This is a genomic window from Acinetobacter sp. YH12040, from assembly GCF_013420005.1.
GTDB lineage: Bacteria > Pseudomonadota > Gammaproteobacteria > Pseudomonadales > Moraxellaceae > Acinetobacter > Acinetobacter amyesii.
The window spans coordinates 102,142-121,377 of the sequence record NZ_VOZB01000010.1 but is presented as its reverse complement, the minus strand read 5'-3'; the positions used below and the strand labels follow the sequence as shown (position 1 = coordinate 121,377).

The 19,236-nt window shown below is 39.1% G+C and carries 18 protein-coding genes; 11 read left to right on the top strand and 7 right to left on the bottom strand.

Annotation, left to right across the window (positions count from 1 at the left end; all coding sequences use genetic code 11):
- Positions 1–44: 44 nt before the first annotated feature.
- On the bottom strand, positions 45–326 hold the full coding sequence (locus FTT99_RS16520; RefSeq protein ID WP_257230545.1) for a hypothetical protein: 282 nt from the start codon (positions 324–326) through the stop codon (positions 45–47).
- Positions 327–815: 489 nt separating this feature from the next.
- Here FTT99_RS16520 and FTT99_RS12370 point away from each other — a divergent pair, with 489 nt between their 5' ends.
- The 3 genes from FTT99_RS12370 to bfr all read left to right on the top strand — a co-directional run bounded on the left by FTT99_RS12370 (position 816) and on the right by bfr (position 3,455).
- Positions 816–1,304 (top strand): immunity 26/phosphotriesterase HocA family protein, encoded by a 489-nt coding sequence (locus FTT99_RS12370; protein ID WP_078194246.1) that lies wholly within the window; start codon positions 816–818, stop codon positions 1,302–1,304.
- Between the two features lie 350 nt (positions 1,305–1,654).
- On the top strand, positions 1,655–2,629 hold the full coding sequence (rlmF, locus tag FTT99_RS12365) for a 23S rRNA (adenine(1618)-N(6))-methyltransferase RlmF (RefSeq protein WP_180129918.1): 975 nt from the start codon (positions 1,655–1,657) through the stop codon (positions 2,627–2,629).
- Positions 2,630–2,990: 361 nt separating this feature from the next.
- Positions 2,991–3,455 carry a bacterioferritin gene (gene bfr, locus FTT99_RS12360; RefSeq protein WP_067762676.1) on the top strand — a complete coding sequence of 155 codons (465 nt, stop codon included), beginning with the start codon at positions 2,991–2,993 and terminating at the stop codon, positions 3,453–3,455.
- Between the two features lie 57 nt (positions 3,456–3,512).
- On the opposite strand, the gene FTT99_RS12355 is transcribed toward bfr, so the two are convergent.
- Positions 3,513–4,046: a peroxiredoxin gene (locus FTT99_RS12355; protein ID WP_373684557.1), complete on the bottom strand. Its 534-nt coding sequence runs from the start codon at positions 4,044–4,046 to the stop codon at positions 3,513–3,515.
- Between the two features lie 223 nt (positions 4,047–4,269).
- Between FTT99_RS12355 and FTT99_RS12350 the strand changes: the two genes are divergently transcribed.
- The 6 genes from FTT99_RS12350 to FTT99_RS12325 all read left to right on the top strand — a co-directional run bounded on the left by FTT99_RS12350 (position 4,270) and on the right by FTT99_RS12325 (position 9,469).
- On the top strand, positions 4,270–5,001 hold the full coding sequence (locus FTT99_RS12350) for a YqiA/YcfP family alpha/beta fold hydrolase (RefSeq protein WP_180129915.1): 732 nt from the start codon (positions 4,270–4,272) through the stop codon (positions 4,999–5,001).
- A gap of 86 nt (positions 5,002–5,087) precedes the next feature.
- Positions 5,088–6,380 (top strand): adenosylmethionine--8-amino-7-oxononanoate transaminase, encoded by a 1,293-nt coding sequence (bioA, locus tag FTT99_RS12345; RefSeq protein WP_180129912.1) that lies wholly within the window; start codon positions 5,088–5,090, stop codon positions 6,378–6,380.
- Positions 6,377–7,534, top strand: a complete 1,158-nt coding sequence (locus FTT99_RS12340) for an 8-amino-7-oxononanoate synthase (RefSeq protein ID WP_180129910.1) — start codon at positions 6,377–6,379, stop codon at positions 7,532–7,534. Before bioA ends, FTT99_RS12340 begins: the two co-directional genes overlap by 4 nt.
- 7 nt (positions 7,535–7,541) lie before the next feature.
- A complete protein-coding gene (gene bioC, locus FTT99_RS12335; RefSeq protein WP_180129908.1) occupies positions 7,542–8,330 on the top strand; it encodes a malonyl-ACP O-methyltransferase BioC in 789 nt (262 codons plus the stop codon).
- Positions 8,327–8,971: a dethiobiotin synthase gene (gene bioD, locus FTT99_RS12330; RefSeq protein WP_180077434.1), complete on the top strand. Its 645-nt coding sequence runs from the start codon at positions 8,327–8,329 to the stop codon at positions 8,969–8,971. The genes bioC and bioD overlap by 4 nt, the downstream gene beginning before the upstream one ends.
- A 39-nt stretch (positions 8,972–9,010) precedes the next feature.
- Entirely contained in the window at positions 9,011–9,469 is a 459-nt protein-coding gene (locus tag FTT99_RS12325; protein ID WP_180129905.1) for a nucleoside deaminase, read from the top strand.
- 103 nt (positions 9,470–9,572) lie between these two features.
- Here FTT99_RS12325 and FTT99_RS12320 read toward each other — a convergent pair whose 3' ends face one another.
- From FTT99_RS12320 to FTT99_RS12300, 5 genes are all read right to left on the bottom strand, one after another.
- Positions 9,573–9,986: a biopolymer transporter ExbD gene (locus FTT99_RS12320; RefSeq protein ID WP_078190075.1), complete on the bottom strand. Its 414-nt coding sequence runs from the start codon at positions 9,984–9,986 to the stop codon at positions 9,573–9,575.
- 18 nt (positions 9,987–10,004) lie between these two features.
- Positions 10,005–10,430, bottom strand: a complete 426-nt coding sequence (locus tag FTT99_RS12315; protein WP_078190074.1) for a biopolymer transporter ExbD — start codon at positions 10,428–10,430, stop codon at positions 10,005–10,007.
- 14 nt (positions 10,431–10,444) lie between these two features.
- The gene (locus FTT99_RS12310; protein ID WP_373684559.1) at positions 10,445–11,299 is read right to left on the bottom strand and encodes a MotA/TolQ/ExbB proton channel family protein; all 855 of its coding nucleotides are present in this window, start codon (positions 11,297–11,299) and stop codon (positions 10,445–10,447) included.
- Positions 11,300–11,336: 37 nt separating this feature from the next.
- Positions 11,337–12,035: an energy transducer TonB gene (locus tag FTT99_RS12305; RefSeq protein ID WP_180055273.1), complete on the bottom strand. Its 699-nt coding sequence runs from the start codon at positions 12,033–12,035 to the stop codon at positions 11,337–11,339.
- Positions 12,036–12,183: 148 nt separating this feature from the next.
- Positions 12,184–14,895, bottom strand: a complete 2,712-nt coding sequence (locus tag FTT99_RS12300) for a TonB-dependent receptor (RefSeq protein ID WP_078194235.1) — start codon at positions 14,893–14,895, stop codon at positions 12,184–12,186.
- Positions 14,896–15,669: 774 nt separating this feature from the next.
- Here FTT99_RS12300 and FTT99_RS12295 point away from each other — a divergent pair.
- Together FTT99_RS12295 and FTT99_RS12290 are read left to right on the top strand one after the other, a co-directional pair.
- The gene (locus FTT99_RS12295) at positions 15,670–17,397 is read left to right on the top strand and encodes an ABC transporter substrate-binding protein (RefSeq protein WP_180114354.1); all 1,728 of its coding nucleotides are present in this window, start codon (positions 15,670–15,672) and stop codon (positions 17,395–17,397) included.
- Positions 17,398–17,464: 67 nt separating this feature from the next.
- Entirely contained in the window at positions 17,465–19,228 is a 1,764-nt protein-coding gene (locus FTT99_RS12290; protein ID WP_373684558.1) for an ABC transporter substrate-binding protein, read from the top strand.
- The last annotated feature ends 8 nt before the right edge of the window (positions 19,229–19,236 follow it).

Genomic DNA, 19,236 nt, shown 5'->3' with positions numbered 1-19,236 from the left:
AGATCTTAGGTCTTGGTTTTTTATTTCGTATAACCTCTATGATGTTAAATAGGCTTCAAAAGCCACCCATGAATGACATTAATCTGATGCTGTATAGCATCTATTAAATGAGGTGAATTTTCGATTGTCCATGTTTCATCGCACCAGTCACAAGCGTCATAGAGGTCACCTATCCATTCGGGATAGTAAGCTATGTTATTTTCAAGTCCTCTTGGTGCATCAAGGAACCCTTTTTCTAAATTACTAAAAATTTTACATAGCTTAAGAGGGTTTAAATTACCATTTTTATAGTCAGCTAAAACATCTAAAAAGAATTTAGCTGCCAATATTTCGGCTTCTAAACAATTGGATGAAAATTCAGAATCTTTTATCTGTATTACACTGAGTAATAGTGGTTCATAATTAGGATATAGTTCAAGTAATTCAGCAGGAGTATTTTCATTGTTATCAATATATTCAATTAATTTTTTCTACTTTCTGAGTAAGAATATTCTCCATAATAAAGTTCTATATAACGCTTTTAATGTCATTGATTATTCCAACTGATTCTTGATTTTCTCTAAAATTAGCATAATACACGTGATGCGAAGTTGAAAAAATTGATACTATAGACTTAATTTTTATATATTTTTTAAATTTAAAGCCTAGATCTTCGGTCTAGGCTTCTTCATTTCGTATAACAGCCATTATGTTAAATAGTTTATTTCTATTAGCTTCTGTAAAGCTCAATAGTAAATTAAGCTAGTTTCTTAATGTGACAGAACCTTATTATTTGCAGGAATGTATTTGAGATTTTGGTAAGTAGATCACAAATTATGGAACAAAGAACAAAACGTAAGAGAATTAAAGAAGGTGATGTGATTGCAATTAATTTGGGGAATCTAAGCTATGGCTATGGCATAGTTTTAAAATCTCCATTGGCAGGGTTCTACAATTTACAGACGAAAAATTTAGAATTGAATGTTAATTTCATAACATCACATTCGATTTTGTTTAAAGTACCTGTCATGAATTACGCATTTAAATCCGAGAAATGGCATATTATTGGGAATGTAGAATTAAATGACGATTTAAAACAGAAGGTTTACTTCTTTAAGCAAGATATGTTTGATCATTCAATTTCTATTTATTATGAAGATGGAACTGAAGGTATCGATATTCCAGCAACATATGAAGAAGTAAAAGATTTGGAACGTGCTGCTGTATGGGATCCTGAACATGTAGAAGATCGTTTAAGAGATCATTTTAATGGTGTTCCGAATGAGTGGGTTAAACAATTACGCCCTAAACCCTCTGCATCTTAAAATTAACATAATACACGCTATACGAAATCCTATTTTTATTTGATATAAATCGTTGCTTTATGCTGGTGCGAAAAACCCAGACATCACCGAGTGGAATTTTTTTTGATTCTTCATGTTCCGCGACTATTATTTAATCAATGTTCCAAGGTTTTGTTTAATGATATAGCAAACAAAAATGTCTAGCTAAAATAAGCATAAATATCCTAGTCGTTATTCATTCTGAAGATAGACAAATAACAGGATTGGGGCGTCATTGACGCCTTAAATTCACGTACAATATTGACTAATTTGTAGGTATAGATCCTGCCTTATCAGATGATTCTGTTCTCCCGTTAAATATTGGCATACACATGGCGCAAGTAAAGAAATCTTTTCCGCAGCAAAAATCGGAATTACATGCACGAAATCTGCATCGCAGTCGTTACGATTTTCCTCAACTCATTAAGAGTTGTCCGGAACTTGCACCTTTTGTCAGCCCAAATAAATATAATGATTTATCGGTAGATTTTTCTGATCCACACGCTGTGAAAATGCTCAATAAAGCATTGCTTAAGCATTTTTATGGCATTCAATATTGGGATATTCCCAAAGATTTTCTTTGCCCGCCTATTCCGGGCAGGGCTGATTATATTCACTATTTGGCTGACTTGTTAAGTGCCAACAACAAAGGGCAGATTCCAACAGGACACACCGTTCAAGTCTTAGATATTGGGGTTGGTGCGAACTGTATTTATCCGATTATTGGTCATCGCAGCTATGGCTGGAAATTTGTAGGCTCAGACATACATGCTGCATCGGTTAAAAGTGCTCAATTTATTGTGGAGGCAAATCCGAATCTGCGTAAAGGCATTCGGATTCGATTGCAGAAGGCAGCGAATAATATTTTCAAAGGGGTGATTAAACCTTCAGATCGTTTTGATTTGACCATGTGTAATCCACCATTTCATGCCTCGCAAGATGAAGCCAACGCGACAGCAACGCAAAAATTAAGAAAACTGGGCAAGCCAGTTGATCGGAGCAAGGTGGTATTAAACTTTGGCGGTCAAAAGAACGAACTCTGGTGTGATGGCGGCGAAGAGCGATTTGTCTGCCAAATGGTACAAGAGAGCATCCAGTTTGCTGAACAATGTCTTTGGTTTAGTACGCTGGTTTCCAAGAAAACAACATTGCCTGTGCTCTTAAAAGCCATAGCGAAGAGCGGTGCAGTGGATGTAAAAACGATTAAAATGACACAGGGACAAAAAGAAAGCCGTTTTGTCGCTTGGACTTTTTTAGATTCAAAGCAGCAGCAAGCATGGAAGAATGCACGTTGGACTTCAGCTTAAGCCTGTCTTATTTGGAAATGTTCACCTTGCTCTTGACTGCAATGCATAGGGTATCAATATAAAGTTTCCCATAGCGATAAGCACAGTGTGTTGAATCAATCTGGAGATATTTTTGCTAAACAAGACGCATTGTTAATTGTTACAAAAAACAGCATACAGCGATTTTTGATTATTACGTGTTCTAAATGCATTGAATATTCTGCAAGGGCTTCTTTTATATGTGAAAAATGCGCGGAATTGAACTGCAAATGCGTATGTTTATCATTTAAATTATATAAAAATCATAAGCTTACAAAAATTATATTTTGCATTCATTTTGAAACTTGTCCATAATATTTGAAAAGGGTATGGAGTGAAGAAAATGCGTGGCAATCCAGAAGTCGTAGACTACTTAAATATGCTGATCGGTGGCGAACTGGCTGCTCGTGATCAATACTTAATTCATTCCCGTATGTATGAAGATTGGGGCTTAAGTAAAATCTTTGAACGTATCGATCATGAAAGCCAAGAAGAAGGCTCACATGCAGATGCATTGATTCGTCGCGTATTGTTCCTTGAAGGAACGCCGAATATGAATCGTGATGATATTGAAGTCGGTACAGACGTTGTGACTTGTTTAAAAGCGGATTTGGCGCTTGAATATCATGTTCGTGAGAAACTTGCACAAGGCGTAAAATTGTGTGAAGAAAAGGGTGACTATGTGACCCGTGATATGCTCCGTCAGCAAATGTCAGATACTGAAGAAGATCATACTTACTGGCTTGAAAAGCAAATGCGTTTGATCGAACTTATTGGTCTTCCAAACTATATTCAGTCTCAAATGTAATTTAAAAAATATCCAAAAAACTCAGCAGAAGCTGGGTTTTTTATTGGGCCATGAAAACTATTGTTGTAGTTTTTTAATATCTGCCAAGACTTGCGCCGCATGTGTCTGTGTATTCACACTGGTGTAGTGATAAACAATAATGCCTTTCGGATCAATCAGAAAGGTTTCACGTTTGGCAACTTTCAAAATCCCTAAGTTTCGTACAATACCTAACTGTGTCGCCAGCTTATGTTGGAGGTCGGCAAGAATTGGAAAGGGAAGTCCGAGTGCTTTAGAGAACTTTTGATGTGATGCAACATCATCTAAGCTTGCACCCAAAACAACCGCATTACTTTTTAAAAATTGTGGATATAGGGTTTTAAATTGATTGGCTTCTTCTGTACAACCGGGTGAGTTGTCTTTGGGATAAAAGTACAGAACGAGCCATTTCCCTTGATATTGCTTCAGTTCGTGCCATTTTTCATTTTGATCTTGCAATTTAAAGTTGGGTGCGGGTGTGCCTACCCATTGTTTTTGTTTGTTTTGACTGGTGCTGAGTATTGATGTTTCAGCAACTGTGATTTGGGTAGTTGCTATTAAAGCACATGTCATGAAACAGATTTTTAGCAATGAAGAAACTTTCATAGAGCATCAGTTTATATTGTTCTTTATCTGATCTTAGCAAATTTTAAAGCGCTGTAGGCTAGCTGATTTTATATTTATCAAAGTCGATTTCGAATGTCTTTTGGCAAACCGGTTGATGTGCTGAAATGCCACTATCAAACGTGCTCTGAACTTTTATACTATTTGGAATCGTTTAATTTTTGAGTTTGCATTGAAACAACAGATTTTACTTATTACTGGATGGGGCGGCGGTAGTAAATTACTTGCTCCTTTACAGCAGGCATTGATCACCCAAGGTTATCAGGTCGAATTATGGAATATTTTTGATGCCTTAAATCTAGCAGTGCTCGAACAGAAAGTTGAATTGGCGAAGCAATTTGATGTGATTATTGGCTGGTCACTTGGTGGTCAATTGGCGACGATTTTGGTAGATGAAATTCAAAAAAAATATCAACAACAAAAAGTGCTGATCACACTTGGCTCAAATCCAAGTTTTGTGGCTCATGAACAGTGGCCTGCTGCGATGGATCAAACCAGTTTTCAAAGCTTCAAACAATCTTTCGAGCAGGATGCAATTTCGACCCTAAAAAAGTTTGGTTATATGGTTTGTCAGGGCACTGATAGCAGCAAGCAAGATTTCATCACCTTGCAAAGTTTGATTCAAGCGCAAAATTTAGATGTGCTTCGAGCAGGATTGAACTGTTTGGAGAAGCTTAATAATGTCAGTATCTTGAAAAATTACACTGGTCATCAATACCATTTGTTTGCTAAGCAAGATTTTTTAGTTAGTTACAAAGTTGAACGCTTACTGCGTAATTTAGCTGTAAAGTTTTTGGAGAGTGAATTGGTTTCTGGCTCACATGGCTTTCCATTGTTTCAATCTGAAGTCATAAGTTGCAAAATCTGCCAATATTTAAAGAAAATAGAACAAATCTCTGAATAGCTGGGCTTTATGGCAATTTATTTTTCCTTGCCGTGGGTTTAACATCTTGCCACATTGATGTTTAAGCCTGATACATGGAGTGAGGGATGGCCAATTTAACCGATCTACAATTTGATCAGCAGCATATTTGGCATCCCTATACATCGATGACTCAGCCCCTTCCAACGTTTAAAGTGAAACGTGCGCAAGGGGTAATGATTGAGCTTGAAGATGGTCGTCAATTGATTGATGGTATGTCTTCATGGTGGTGTGCGATTCATGGTTATAACCATCCCGAGTTAAATCAGGCAGTGACCGATCAACTGCAACAGATGTCTCATATCATGTTCGGTGGATTGACGCATGATCCCGCGATTCAACTGGCTAAATTACTGTTAAAAATCACCCCGTCCAGTTTAGATAAAATTTTCTTTGCCGATTCAGGTTCGGTTGCTGTCGAAGTAGCCTTGAAAATGGCAGTGCAGTATTGGGCGTCTTTGCATCAACCGAATAAAACCAATTTTGTCACACCGCGTTCTGGCTATCATGGCGACACTTGGAATGCGATGTCGGTTTGTGACCCTGTGACGGGCATGCATCAAATATTTGGTTCCAGTTTACCCAATCGAATTTTTGTTCCTGCGCCGCAAATTGGCTTTGACCAAGCGTGGAATTCAGCGGATATTGCTGAACTAGAAAAGACTCTGATTGAACAGCATGAAAATATTGCGGGATTGATTCTTGAGCCGATTGTACAAGGCGCAGGAGGTATGCGTTTCTACCATCCTGAATATTTGCGTCAAGCTAAATTACTCTGCGAAAAATACAATATCTTGCTGATCTTCGATGAGATCGCGACAGGTTTCGGGCGTACAGGAAAACTCTTTGCTTGGGAATGGGCCGCAGTTGAGCCAGATATTATGTGTATTGGTAAAGGACTGACAGGCGGTTATATGACCTTGTCTGCAACCCTGACTACGCAGAAAGTCGCGAATACGATTAGCCAAGGCGAAGCCGGCGTGTTTATGCATGGCCCAACCTTTATGGCAAATCCTTTGGCTTGCGCTGTGGCTGTAAAAAGTACCGAACTGCTGCTGTCTCGAGATTGGCAAGCGAATATTCAACGTATCGAAGCTCAATTAAAGTTTCATTTACTAGCACTTTCATCGCTTGAACATGTCAAAGATGTGCGAATACTTGGTGCTATTGGTGTGGTGGAATTGACCTTTAATGTCGATATGAAAACGCTACAACAGGAGTTTGTTCGTCGTGGTATTTGGATTCGTCCATTTGGGAAACTGGTTTATGTGATGCCACCCTATATTATTTCTGAGTATGAATTAAAAATTTTGCTAGAACAAATGGTTGAGGTGGTGAAAAACATGGGGCAGTCGGTATGAATCTGCTTAGCCATTTTTCAGATCAACTTGATCAACTGAAACAGCAAGGCAACTTACGTCAGTTCACTTCTAATCTTCAGCATGATCATTGCATCAGTATTCACGATCACACTATGTTGAATTTAGCGTCAAATGACTATTTAGGTCTGGCTTCAAACCTACATCTACGTGAACAGTTTTTTGATGAAACCCCGAACGCACAGCGTTGGATGAGTTCATCCTCTTCGCGGTTACTGACGGGAAACTTTCCTGAATATGAACAACTTGAATCAACATTAAGTGATGCCTTTCATGGTCGATCTGCACTGTTATTTAACAGCGGCTATCACATGAATATCGGGATTTTACCTGCACTGGCAGACAGTAAAACCTTGATATTGGCGGATAAGTTAATTCATGCCAGTTTGATTGATGGCATCCGATTATCGACTGCGAAATATGTACGTTATCGCCATAATGATTTGGCGCATCTTTCTCAGCTTTTATGCAAATATCATGAAGATGAGGCTTTTGAGCGGATCATTGTGGTGACTGAATCGATTTTTAGTATGGATGGTGATGAAACCGATTTGGCTGAATTGGTACGGATCAAAAAACAATTTCCTAAAGTGATGTTGTATGTCGATGAGGCGCATGCAATCGGTGTACGCGGTGAGCGTGGTTTAGGCTGTGCTGAGCAATATCAAGTTATTGATGATATTGATCTTTTAGTTGGGACATTTGGTAAAGCACTGGCTTCAATAGGGGGGTATCTCATCTGTCATTCGATTATTCGTGACTATTTGATTAACTCGATGCGACCGTTGATTTTTAGTACTGCACAGCCTCCAATCTGTATGGCGTGGACAGATTTTATTTTCAAGAATGTTTTAAATTTAAAAGCAGAGCGTCACCATTTACAGCAAATCAGCCAGAATTTGCAACAAGCGGTGCAAGACAAAGGTTTTGATTGTCCATCTACGTCACATATTGTGCCCGTCATTATTGGCGAATCGAATAAAACTGTTGCCAAGGCTCAAGCTTTGCAAGCGGCAGGTTTTTATATCATGCCTGTACGTCCACCCACTGTGCCGCAGCATAGTTCGCGCTTACGCATTTCACTCACTGCTCAGATTACACAAACTGATTTGGATCAGTTGACTCAATTGTTGTGAGTGACTTGTGAATAATTTTGAGATTGATAAATCCCAAGTGGCGTTACGCTTTGCTCAGGCAGGGCACAGCTATGCTGAACATGCCGTAGCACAAAAAGAGATTGCTCAACATTTATTTGAGTTGATGCAGCAGTATTGTCCAAAGTTGCAAAATCATCCTGTGGAAACGCTTTTTGAAATTGGATGTGGCTCGGGGTATTTAAGCCATTTAATGCTGGAAAATATGCAAATCAATCGTTTGGTTTTAAATGATCTATATGCAGAAATTCAACAGCATTTTCAGTCAAGTCCGCAGATTCAGTACAGACTTGGAGATATCGAACAACTTGAATTTCCACAGCATATCGACTTGATCGCATCGAGTTCAGCTTTGCAATGGGTAGGGAACTTTGCGGGCATTGTCGAAAAAGCCTTTCAAAGTTTAAATCCAGAGGCATATTTTTGTTTTTCGACCTTTGGACAGCAGAATTTACAGGAAATAAAAGCTTTGACTGGGCAGGGTTTGGACTACCTCGATATCGACATGCTTCAAGCTATATTAAGTCAAAATGGTTTTGAAATTCTGCATCTTTCAGAGCAGACAGCGGCATTATATTTTGATCATCCAAAGCAGGTTTTGCAGCATTTAAAAGCGACAGGTGTGACTGCGACAGCCTCACATTTTCGTTGGACGAAACAATCGCTCTTTGATTTTTATTCAGCATATCAACAGTTTTCTTTGCGTGATGAAACTGGGCAGATGCGTTATACACTGACCTATCATCCGATTTTTTGTATTGCACGGAGAATGCCATGACAGGGCAAGTTTATTTCATTAGTGGGATCGATACAGGCATCGGTAAAACATATACCACAGGCTATTTGGCTAAAATATGGAATGAGCAAGGGGCGCGAACGATCACGCAAAAGTTGATCCAAACAGGCAATGTCGATATTTCTGAGGATATAGAACAACATCGTCAAATTATGGGTACAGGGTTGTTGGTCGAAGATGAAACCAAACTCACGATGCCTGAAATATTTAGTTATCCTGCATCGCCACATCTCGCCACCAAAATCGATGGACGTGACATTGATTTTGCTAAAATCGAATACGCGACAAAACGTTTAACTGAAAAATATGACAACGTTTTACTCGAAGGTGCGGGTGGGTTGATGGTGCCATTAACCACGGATCTTTTAACCATCGACTATGTTGTAGAGAAAAAATATCCCGTTATTTTGGTGACATCAGGTCGTTTGGGCAGCATTAACCATACGATTTTAAGTTTGGAAGCACTAAAAAGTCGTGGCTTGGCACTTTATGCACTGGCTTATAATTTAAATCATGAATCGCAAGATGCATTGATTTCTAAAGATACTGCTGAATATTTAAAAGCATATTTAGCCAAACACTTTCCAGAGGCGTTATGGATTGATGTTCCTGTATTGGCATAATGGGCTAACTCTTTATATTAACAATGATTGGGCGTATTTATGACGGATCATGCGTTTATAGAACTTGCGATTCAACTTGCGAAAGAAAATATTGAGCAAGGTGGTCGGCCATTTGGTGCTGTGATCGTTAAGCATGGCGTTGTGGTGAGTACAGGGGTGAATCAAATATTAATCTCGGGCGATCCGACATCTCATGCCGAGTTAAATGCATTAAGACAAGCCGCACAAAATTTAAATACGACGTCTTTGAAGGACTGTGTCGTTTATGCGAGCGGACAACCGTGTCCAATGTGTTTGGCAGCTCTGCGAATGGTTGGAGTTGAAAAAATTGTATATGCCTATTCAAATGCTGATGCAGAAGCCTATGGCTTATCTACAGCAGAGATTGCCGAAAAATTAAGACATGAACCTCATGAACAGCAAGGGTTGAGTTTTAGTCAGTTAAAGCCAAACTGTGATCATGAGCTATATGAATTTTGGAAGCAGAAAAATACTTAATAAATAATAAGAGTTTCTTTCTGAGTCACTAACTGTATAGATTTCTGTGAAGAATTAAAAAAGCCAACTGAGGTGATCAGTTGGCTTTATTGTTGGGGAGCAATTATTGATTTGCTGAGACCCCAATTTTTTTGACATTCAAACGTTGTGCTGCTGCCATCACCATAGCGACATCTTTATATTCTGTCATTTTGTCAGGTTGCACTTTGATCGTATCTTGATCTGCTTGTTGTGCAACACCAGCAAAAAGTGTTTCTAAAGCTTGCTTATTGGCAACGGGTTGACCATTCCAAAATAATTTACCCTGCGCATCAATGCGTAAGGTGACCGGCTCAGGCGGCTTTTCATTGGTTGGCGGTGGCGTACCGTTTGGTAAATCAATATTGATCGAGTTATTTGGAATTGGAATTGTGATAATAAACATAATGAGCAAAACCAACATCACATCGATCAATGGCGTCATGTTGACGTCCAACATAACATCATCGTCTTTATCGGAACCGACATTCATTCCCATACCTTGTCCCTCATCCGATTATGGTGCGGCAACAGGAGTCGTGACAAAAGCAATTTTGCCAATTCCTGCTGCTTGTGTTGCACTAATGACTTCATCAATCGCTTCATATTTTGTCACCTGATCGCCACGGATATGAACTTCAGGTTGCGGACGCTTTTTAGCTTCCGCTTGTAGTCGACTGATCAGCGTATCTTTATCTGCAATGTATTTTTCATTCCAGAAGATATCGCCATTTTTATTGACAGCAATCTGAATATTGATCGGTTTAGTTTCATAAGGCGTGTTCTTTTCCTCAGGCAACTTCACCGGAACTGTATGGATTGCAACAGGTACTGTAATTAAGAAAATAATAAGCAGCACCAACATAATATCAACCAAAGGTGTTGTATTAATGGCTGAAATTACATCATCTTCGTCACCATCTGAATTGACCATCATTCCCATGGCTGATGCCTCTCTTATTTTGTGTCGTTATTATTGTTTTTGATCTCACCGCTTAAAAGTACGGTGTGTAGATCTGAACCAAAGGTACGAACATTATCTAGAACTGCTTTATTACGACGCGTTAACCAGTTATAGCCAAGAACTGCAGGTACTGCTACAGCCAAACCAATTGCCGTCATAATTAGGGCTTCACCGACCGGGCCTGCAACTTTATCAATAGATGCTTGGCCTGAAATACCAATTGCCGTTAAAGCATGGTAAATACCCCAAACTGTACCGAACAAACCCACAAATGGTGCAGTCGAACCGACAGTTGCGAGAAAAGCCAATCCACCACTTAAATGGCTTTGAATTTTATCGATAGCACGCTGGATTGAAATAGTCACCCATGTGTTGAAGTCGATACGTTCCAGCAGATTACCGCCATGTTTTTTAGTTGAATTAATGCCTTTTTCTGCAATAAAGCGGTATGCACTCGATTCGTCTAAGGTTTCTGCTGCGCTATCAATTGAAGCAGCATCCCAAAATTTAGCTTCGGCTTCTTTGCCTTGACGCTTAATTTTAGCTTGTTGAATAAATTTAGTGACCATGATGTACCAAGTTCCAATCGACATCAGGACCAAGATAAAGAGTGTCGATTTAGCAACGATGTCACCTTCACGCCATAGTGCTTCTAAGCCATACGGGTTATAGACTTCTTTGGTTGCTGTAGGCATTGGTGGCGGTGCAGGTGTATTTGTTGTAGTCGTAGTTTCTACTTGTGTTGTTGCAGTATTTGTAGATTCTTCAGCAAATGCTGCTTGCAGTGGGAGTAATGTACTTGTTGCTAAAACTGTAGCAGATGCAAAAATACGCGCAGATTTCATCATTTTATTCATTTATATTCTCCAAATTTTTGTAGATTCATTAATCAAGTTTAAATTCGTATTCAATATCAAACCAATCTTCAACTGGCTCACCATTTTTGAGTGCAGGCTTAAATGTACATAGGCTGAATGCTTTGCTAGCAGCCTTATCTAGAGATTTAGTACCACTCGATTTTTTGACCTTCACTTGTTTCGCACTGCCGTCAGGCCCAACCAATACAGAGATGCGGACAGTTCCTACTTCTTCTGCCATTGCAGCTTCACGAGGGTAATCTGGTTCTTTACATCCAACGCTTCCCTCAGATGCACCACGTGTTTCCCCAGCTGGTTTTGGAGCAGGGGCAGGAGCGGGTGCTGCCGCAGCGACTGGTGCAGGTGCTGCAACAGGGCTAGGAGATGGAGAGGCTGTAGGCGTAGGTGTTGAAACGGCTTTCACTGTTTGTGTTGGTGCAGCTTTTTCAACAACCTTTTGTTCAGGTTGAGGGTCGGGTGTTTTGAGCACTTCCTTAACGAGTTTTGGTAATTCAGGTGGTTTTTCAATTGGTTTCGGTTTTTCTGGCTCAGGTTTTTTATCTTGAATAATGATTAATTCAACAGGTTCTTCTACAGTTTTCTCACCTTTTTTGGACAGGCCAGTAATTAATCCGTAGAGTACAATGAGATGCAGAAGAATGACTGCCCCAATTCCGATCAGGCGTTTGCCGGAATTATTTTCTAATTCGGAAAAGCTTTTGCCCATTACTACTCCTGAAATGTGAGACAAACAATCAATAGTGAAATTGGCACTTGAGATATAAGTGTTTTTTGCATTTTTTATGTTTGACTAATTAATTAAATAAATAGTGCAAGTACGATTCCTATTGGAATCGTACTTGCAAATTTAGCTTTTAGAACTTGTAAGTACCGCGGACATAGAATGTACGACCAGTAGGATCGCTATAACGTGGGTCATAGCCATATTGGAAGTTATCTAAAACGTTCGATGCTGCAGGTTCTTCAGCAAAGATATTTTTGATACCACCAGTGAGCTCTAAGTTTTTAAATCCACTGTAAGTTGTTGCAATGTTATAAAGGGTGTAGTCAGGAACACGATGTTTGTCGAACTGTGCTTTCCCAGTTTGGTTTTGGTCGTCATAACCACGGAAGAACTGTTGTTCAAAAATCATTTTCCAGTTTTCATAACTCCAGTTTAGATTTGCTGTGTGTTTCCAACGTAAAACAGCTGGATCGTCATACACGCCAACTAAGCCTTCCCAAGCACCATCTTTTTCTTCTTGATAGTCATTTTTGATGACATAGGTACCATTAATGCCAAAGCCGAAACGACCTGTCGCGGTTAATGGTGAAAGATAATCTAAGCTAATGTCGATACCTTGAGTTTTAATACCCCCTGTATTCATTAGAATGGTATTGATGTATTCAATACGACCATCGGCACCACGCACGAATAATGAAGCATATTTCTCAGGATCTTCAAAAATTGAAGTTTCACCCACTTGGCCAACTAATTCGTCAATTTCAATGTTGTAATAATCAACAGCTAAAACTAAGTTTTTAATTGGTTCGTAAACAAAGCCGGCTGTAAATGTTTTAGATTCTTCTGGTTGAAGATCTGGGTTACCACCTTGCATACGGTAGAACTGAGTATTACATTCGGTTTGATATTGAGTTGAGGTTGGTTTACCGCCTGGGCAAAGGACAGGGTCGTTATATTTTGCGCCAGTGTAGGTTTTACTTTGTTGCGCATTAATTTCCCAAAGGCTTGGAGCACGGAAACCAGTACTGTAGGTACTACGGAACATAAGTTGCTTCATTGGTTCCCAACGAATACCGACTTTTGGATTGAAAGTGTCGCCAAAATCGCTGTAGTCGTCATAACGTGCTGCAAGTTGAGCTTCAATTGTTTTGGTAATTGGAATTTGAAGCTCAGCAAAAGCGGCAGTAATATCTCGGTCACCTTTACTCAGAGGTTTGTCAGGGTCAATACCACTACCTGGTACAAGGCGTACTAACTCAGAGTTTACTTTTGCTTCCCAATCTTGAGTTGTAAAACTTCCACCAAATGCAAAACCAACATCACCAGCTGGTAAGGTGTAAATCGGGCGGCTCACGGTAAAGTCAAATGTTGTGGAATCAAGTGTTGCTTCGTTTGTTGTACCACTCACATTTAATGAGGTCCAAACGTTAGCATCTGCAGATGGACCAAATGGGTTGATTGTGCCGTCATTTAATCCTTCTTGTAGTTTGTTACGATTTAAGTATCCACTAACAAAGCTATCTGATGCTTCGCCTTTTGCGTAAGTTACGCCACCGTTGATATCCCAACCGTATGCTTCACCTTCAAGTCCAGCAAAAATACGATGAGATTCATTGATAGATTGTGAAACACGGTTGCCCGCTTGAGAGCGTAAGTAAAGTTGTAATGGATCACCACTTAGACCATCAACACCAGGGGTAATACCCTCGCCTGGATAATATTGACTGCTTTTAGGAATCGTGACAGAGCGGCTGTAGACGTCTGGAGCAATAGATGTCGTCACTTTGCTTTTTGCATAGACATATTCACCAATAGCGTTGAAGTTATCGCTAAGTTTGATGGTTGCACGACCAATTGCAGACAAGTCCTCAGTTTCTGGCTGAATACCAATTAAAGCTTGCGTATTGAGGAAGCAGAGTCCGCCATCTTCAGTGACATTGGTTAAATTATTACAATTGGCTGCACCACCATACGGGTTCGCTAATACACCTTCAGGATTTCCGTCAGCATCTAAAGGCCCGCCGTTTGGATCAAGAAAGTTAGCAGGGAAGCCATTTGCTGAACCAGCATCGATACCTAACTCAGGTAGAAGGCCACCACGACGGCTGACTTTACGGTCTTTTGCCATAATTTCTTTGGCTTTACGGTAGTCAATTGCGCCATAAACGTTAAAACCTTGTTCATCTAAGTCGCCATAGCCACCAAAAATCGAAACATCGTATTCTTCGCCGCCTTTATCTTCTGGTTTGAGTAAACCACCGCTAATACCTAAGCCAGTGTATTGTTTTTTTGTAATAAAGTTAATTACACCTGCGATTGCATCTGCACCATAAATTGCAGAGGCACCATCACGTAAAACCTCAATACGTTCAACCATTGCAAGCGGAATAGTATTTAAGTTGGTCTCAGATGTACTAAATGGGCTATAAGCCAAACGACGTCCATTAAGTAAGACGAGGGTTTTATCTGATCCTAAGCCACGTAAGTTCGCTGTTGAGCCTGACGTATTACTTGCACCAACGTTTTGCGCTGTACTGTAGCCCGCTTGGTTCGCACTAATTTTAGTTAAGGCTTCTTCAGTCGTTGTAACCCCTTGTTTAGTTAATTCTTCAACTTTAATCACCGTAATAGGTGAAGAACTTTGAGCAGAAACTCCTTTAATGGATGAACCAGTCACAGTTACTTTGGCTACTTTCGTTGGCTTTACTGTTTCTTCTTCATTTGTTTCTGCTGCATGCGCTAAAGATAAACACAGCATACTTAAACTAAGAGTACTTAATTTAAGTATTGTTTTGCTAAATGGTGTGCCCCCCACAGATTTAGCATTTTTTTTCTCTTTCATAGTAAAAGTATTCCTTTTTGTTGTAGTTAGCGATATTGCTTGATTCTTTTTAAGCAATTCAAGTGCCAAATTTATATTTAAATTTTATTTTCAAATATAAAATACTGATAAATATCTACATTATTGAGTTTAAAGTGGAGAACTTTAAGATGAACGGTAAGTATATTTTTTTTAAAGCTATCCTTTTAATTAGGTTTTATCAGGAATTTAACTTTTGATCAAAATTTTTTTTAAAAACATGATTAGGTACAAATTAAACCTTAAAAAGTGTGAATTAATTCATATTTATGTGTTTGATTTATAAGATTAATCAGTGAAATAAATAAAAAATAAAAACATATAATTCATAGGTTTATATGCTGATTACTTGTCATTTCATCTGAAGGTGATCCATTATGAATCAGGAATGTATTATATTTGTGCAAAATATGCTTGGATGCGTTCAACAACAAGAGTTGAATTTTTGATAAAAACGAGCTTTACTCGGAAAGTCGCTATTATTATAAATTTATCTTAAAAAATGAATTTAAAAGGATATTTAATTCAGATAACTTTCAACCAAGGAGTGGTGGCATGAATTTCGCTTTATATTAATTACTGTATTAAGTTCTACGTTTAAAACTTAATTTAAACTGGTTCATTTTATTTTAGTAAAGGTGGCTTTATTTAAAGTCTGCTTGCGGCTTTGTATTATTAAAAAATCATCAGAAAGGAAAAGGTTTGGAAACTAGAAAATTTAAAATAGCGCTCCTTGCATTATTAATTTCAACAGGGATGATGGCCGAGGTTCAAGCTTCTGCACAATCGAATAAAGTTTTAAATATTGCATTTGAAGCACCGGATGATGGTTTTGATATGGTCAAAACCTATAATTATTATAGTGGCAATATTGCGGAAGCCATTTTTGAACCCTTATTGAAATATGACTATCTAGCACGTCCTGTTGTTCTTGTTCCAAATACTATTGAAGCGATGCCAAAGATTGAACAAGAAGGAAAAGTCTATACCTTCAAAATCAAACGAGGCATCCATTTTTCAGATGATCCAGCCTTTAAGGGAAAAAAACGCGAGCTAGTTGCGCAAGATTACATTTACGCGATTCAACGAATTTTAGATCCAGCTAACCGTTCTCCGACCTATTCATTTATTGATGGCAAAATCTTAGGAGGGGATGCGGTCGTTGCGGATGCAAAGAAGTCAGGAAAATTTAATTACAATGCGGCTATTGCCGGCCTAAAAGCGATTGATCCTTATACTTTGCAAATTACTTTGACGCGCCCTGACTATAATTTTCAATATATTTTGGCCTATGTTACGTTTGGTGCAATTTCAAAAGAAGTTGTTGAATTTTATGGTAATAAAATTGCACAACATCCTGTAGGAACGGGGCCGTATCAGCTCAGTAAATATGTGCCACGTAGCAAGATCGAATTGGTTGCAAACCCGAATTATCGTGGTTTTGTCTGGAATTTTAAATCGACAGGCACAGCTTGGGACAATCAGTTAGTCAAAGAAATGAACGGGAAGAAAATGCCACAAATTGGCAAGGTTTCCGTCAGTATTATTGAAGAAGAACAGTCACGGTGGTTAGCATTTAAAACAGGGCAGCTGAATTTTGATAAATTGACCTCAAATGCAGTACCGCAAGCCTTAGATTCGCAAAATAAACTTAAGCCTGATTTGCAAAAGCTTGGCATTAAGCATTATCCAAATAAAGATGCTGAAATCACCTACAGCATGTTCAATATGCAAGACCCGCTTGTCGGTGGTCAAAGCCTTGAAAAGATTGCGTTACGCCGTGCCATCAGCATGTCATACAATCAAGCTGAAGCGATTAAACAGTTATATCAAGGGCAGGCCGTAAAGGCTGAAATGTTTTTGCCTGAAGGTGTGAGTGGTTTTAATCCAAAATATCGCAGCAGTTTAGGATATAACCCATTGCTGGCTAATAAATTACTGGATCGATTTGGTTATAAGAAAGGTGCTGATGGCTATCGAACCTTGCCCGATGGTAAAGCGTTGACCTTAAAAATAAATACTGAAAATAGCTCTAAATCGGTGATTCAATCTGAGTTGTGGAAAAAAAATCTCGATGCCATTGGGATACGGGTACAGTTTAAGGTCAGTAACTTTGCTGATAATTTAAAAGAAGCGATGCAATGTAAATATATGATGTGGTCTGGAGCGTGGATTGCAGATTATCCTGAAGGGGAGAACTTTGCTCAATTACTATATGGGCCAAACTCAGGACAAGGGAATTTAAGTTGTTATCAATCTAAAGCTTATGACGCATTATATAAACAAGCAATTGTGTTGAAACCTAAAGATCGTGAACCTTTTTATGAAAAAATGAACCGTCAAATTGAAGCGGATAACCCTTGGATTATTCATTCTACACGGATTCGTAATTGGTTAATTCACCCTGAAATTCAGGGGTATAAAACACATCCAATGATGAACACCAGTTGGCAATATCTCGATATTCAGCCTAGTAAAAAATAATTGAGTCAGGATTACAATGAAGCGAAATTCGAATTTTACGCTAACCAAATTTGCTACAGCGTGTTTGATGGGGGGAGTGCTATTCAGTGCGATGCCGACATTAGCAATGGCAAATAATCCAGCAGATCCAAATAAAGTTTTACGTCATATTTTCCCTGTCGCAGAAACAGGTTTTGACCCAGTAGGCGTACATGATCTGTATTCTGCACATGTGAATACCTCAATCTTTGAAACCTTATATACCTATGACTATTTAGCATCACCGGCAAAGTTGGTTCCTAAAACGGCTGCGGCGATGCCAGAAATCAGTGCAGATGGTTTGACTTATACCATTCGCCTGCAAAAAGGCATTTATTTTGCTGATGATCCTGTATTTAAGGGCAAGAAAAGAGAGTTAACCTCGGCTGATTATGCATATACCTTTAGACGTTTAGTCGATCCACAACTTCGCTCACCAAACAGTTGGCTACTCGATGGCCGCATTTTAGGCATGGAGAAGGTTTTAGAAAAGGCGAAAAAAACAGGTAAGTTTGATTATGATGCGCCCATTGAAGGCATACAAACCCCTGATCGGTATACCCTTGTCATTCGTTTAAATTCTCCAGATCAAAACTTTCCAATGTTATTGGCTCATCAACCTGCATCGGCCATGGCACGTGAAGTGGTCGAAAAATATCGAGACAAAGCGGGTTTTGTGATGGGTAAACCTGTGGGCACAGGGCCATATATTTTGACACGCTGGACACCCGGCTCACGAATTATTTTAAAGGCCAATCCAAACTATCGTGGATTTGTCTGGGACTTCAAGGCATCAGATGCCAAAGATGAAAAGATCGTAAAAGCCATGCAAGGCAAAAAAATGCCGCAAATTGGCGTGATTGATATTCAGGTGATGGAAGAATCACAATCACGTTGGTTGACCTTTGCAAAAAATGAAGCGGATTTGTTGGTGCTCGATGGAGATTTGTCGGTACAAGCCTTAAAAGATGGAGAGCTAAAGCCTGAGTTGGCTAAAAAAGGCATCCAAATGTCGCGCATTTCTGACCCCTCTATCGACTATCACTATTGGAATATGCAAAACCCTGTGGTTGGTGGTTTTAGTAAAGAAAAAATTGCATTACGTCGTGCAATGGCGATGGCTTATTCAGCAGATAATCAAATCAAAATTTTGATGAATGGTGATGCACAAAAATTACAAAGCCCAATTCCACTCGGCGTTGTCGGCTATGACCCTAATTATAAATCGAGTATTCCATACTCAGTTAAAGCGGCAAATTTATTGCTCGATCGTTATAACTATAAAGTTGGCGCAGATGGTTGGCGTACTCAACCGAATGGTAAACCGCTAACGATTGAAATGACGATATCTGGCAATAGTAGCCGCAGTCAGCAGTTGGGCGAATTTTGGAAGAAAACTTTAGATAGCATCAAAATAAAAATGACAACAAAGTCGATGCCATTTGCAGAAGCTTTAAAAGCCGAAAAACAGTGTAAAACCATGTTTAAAGCATCTGCATGGATCGCAGACTATCCAGATGCAGACAATTTTATGCAATTGTTTTATGGCAAAAATATCAATGTCACCAACAACGGCTGTTCAAAAATACCTGAATACGACCGTTTATATGAACAGACGCAGCGTATGAAACCGGGACCGGAGCGTGATGCAGTCTATCGGAAAATGTCACGCATATTAGAAGTGTACATGCCTGTCCAAATTAATTATGCACGTTACCGTAGTGTGTTGTCGCAACCACGCGTGATTGGTTATAAAAAGCATCCAATTTTGGTAACAGAATGGATGTACATCGATATTGACCCGAAAAAATAAAATGGAAC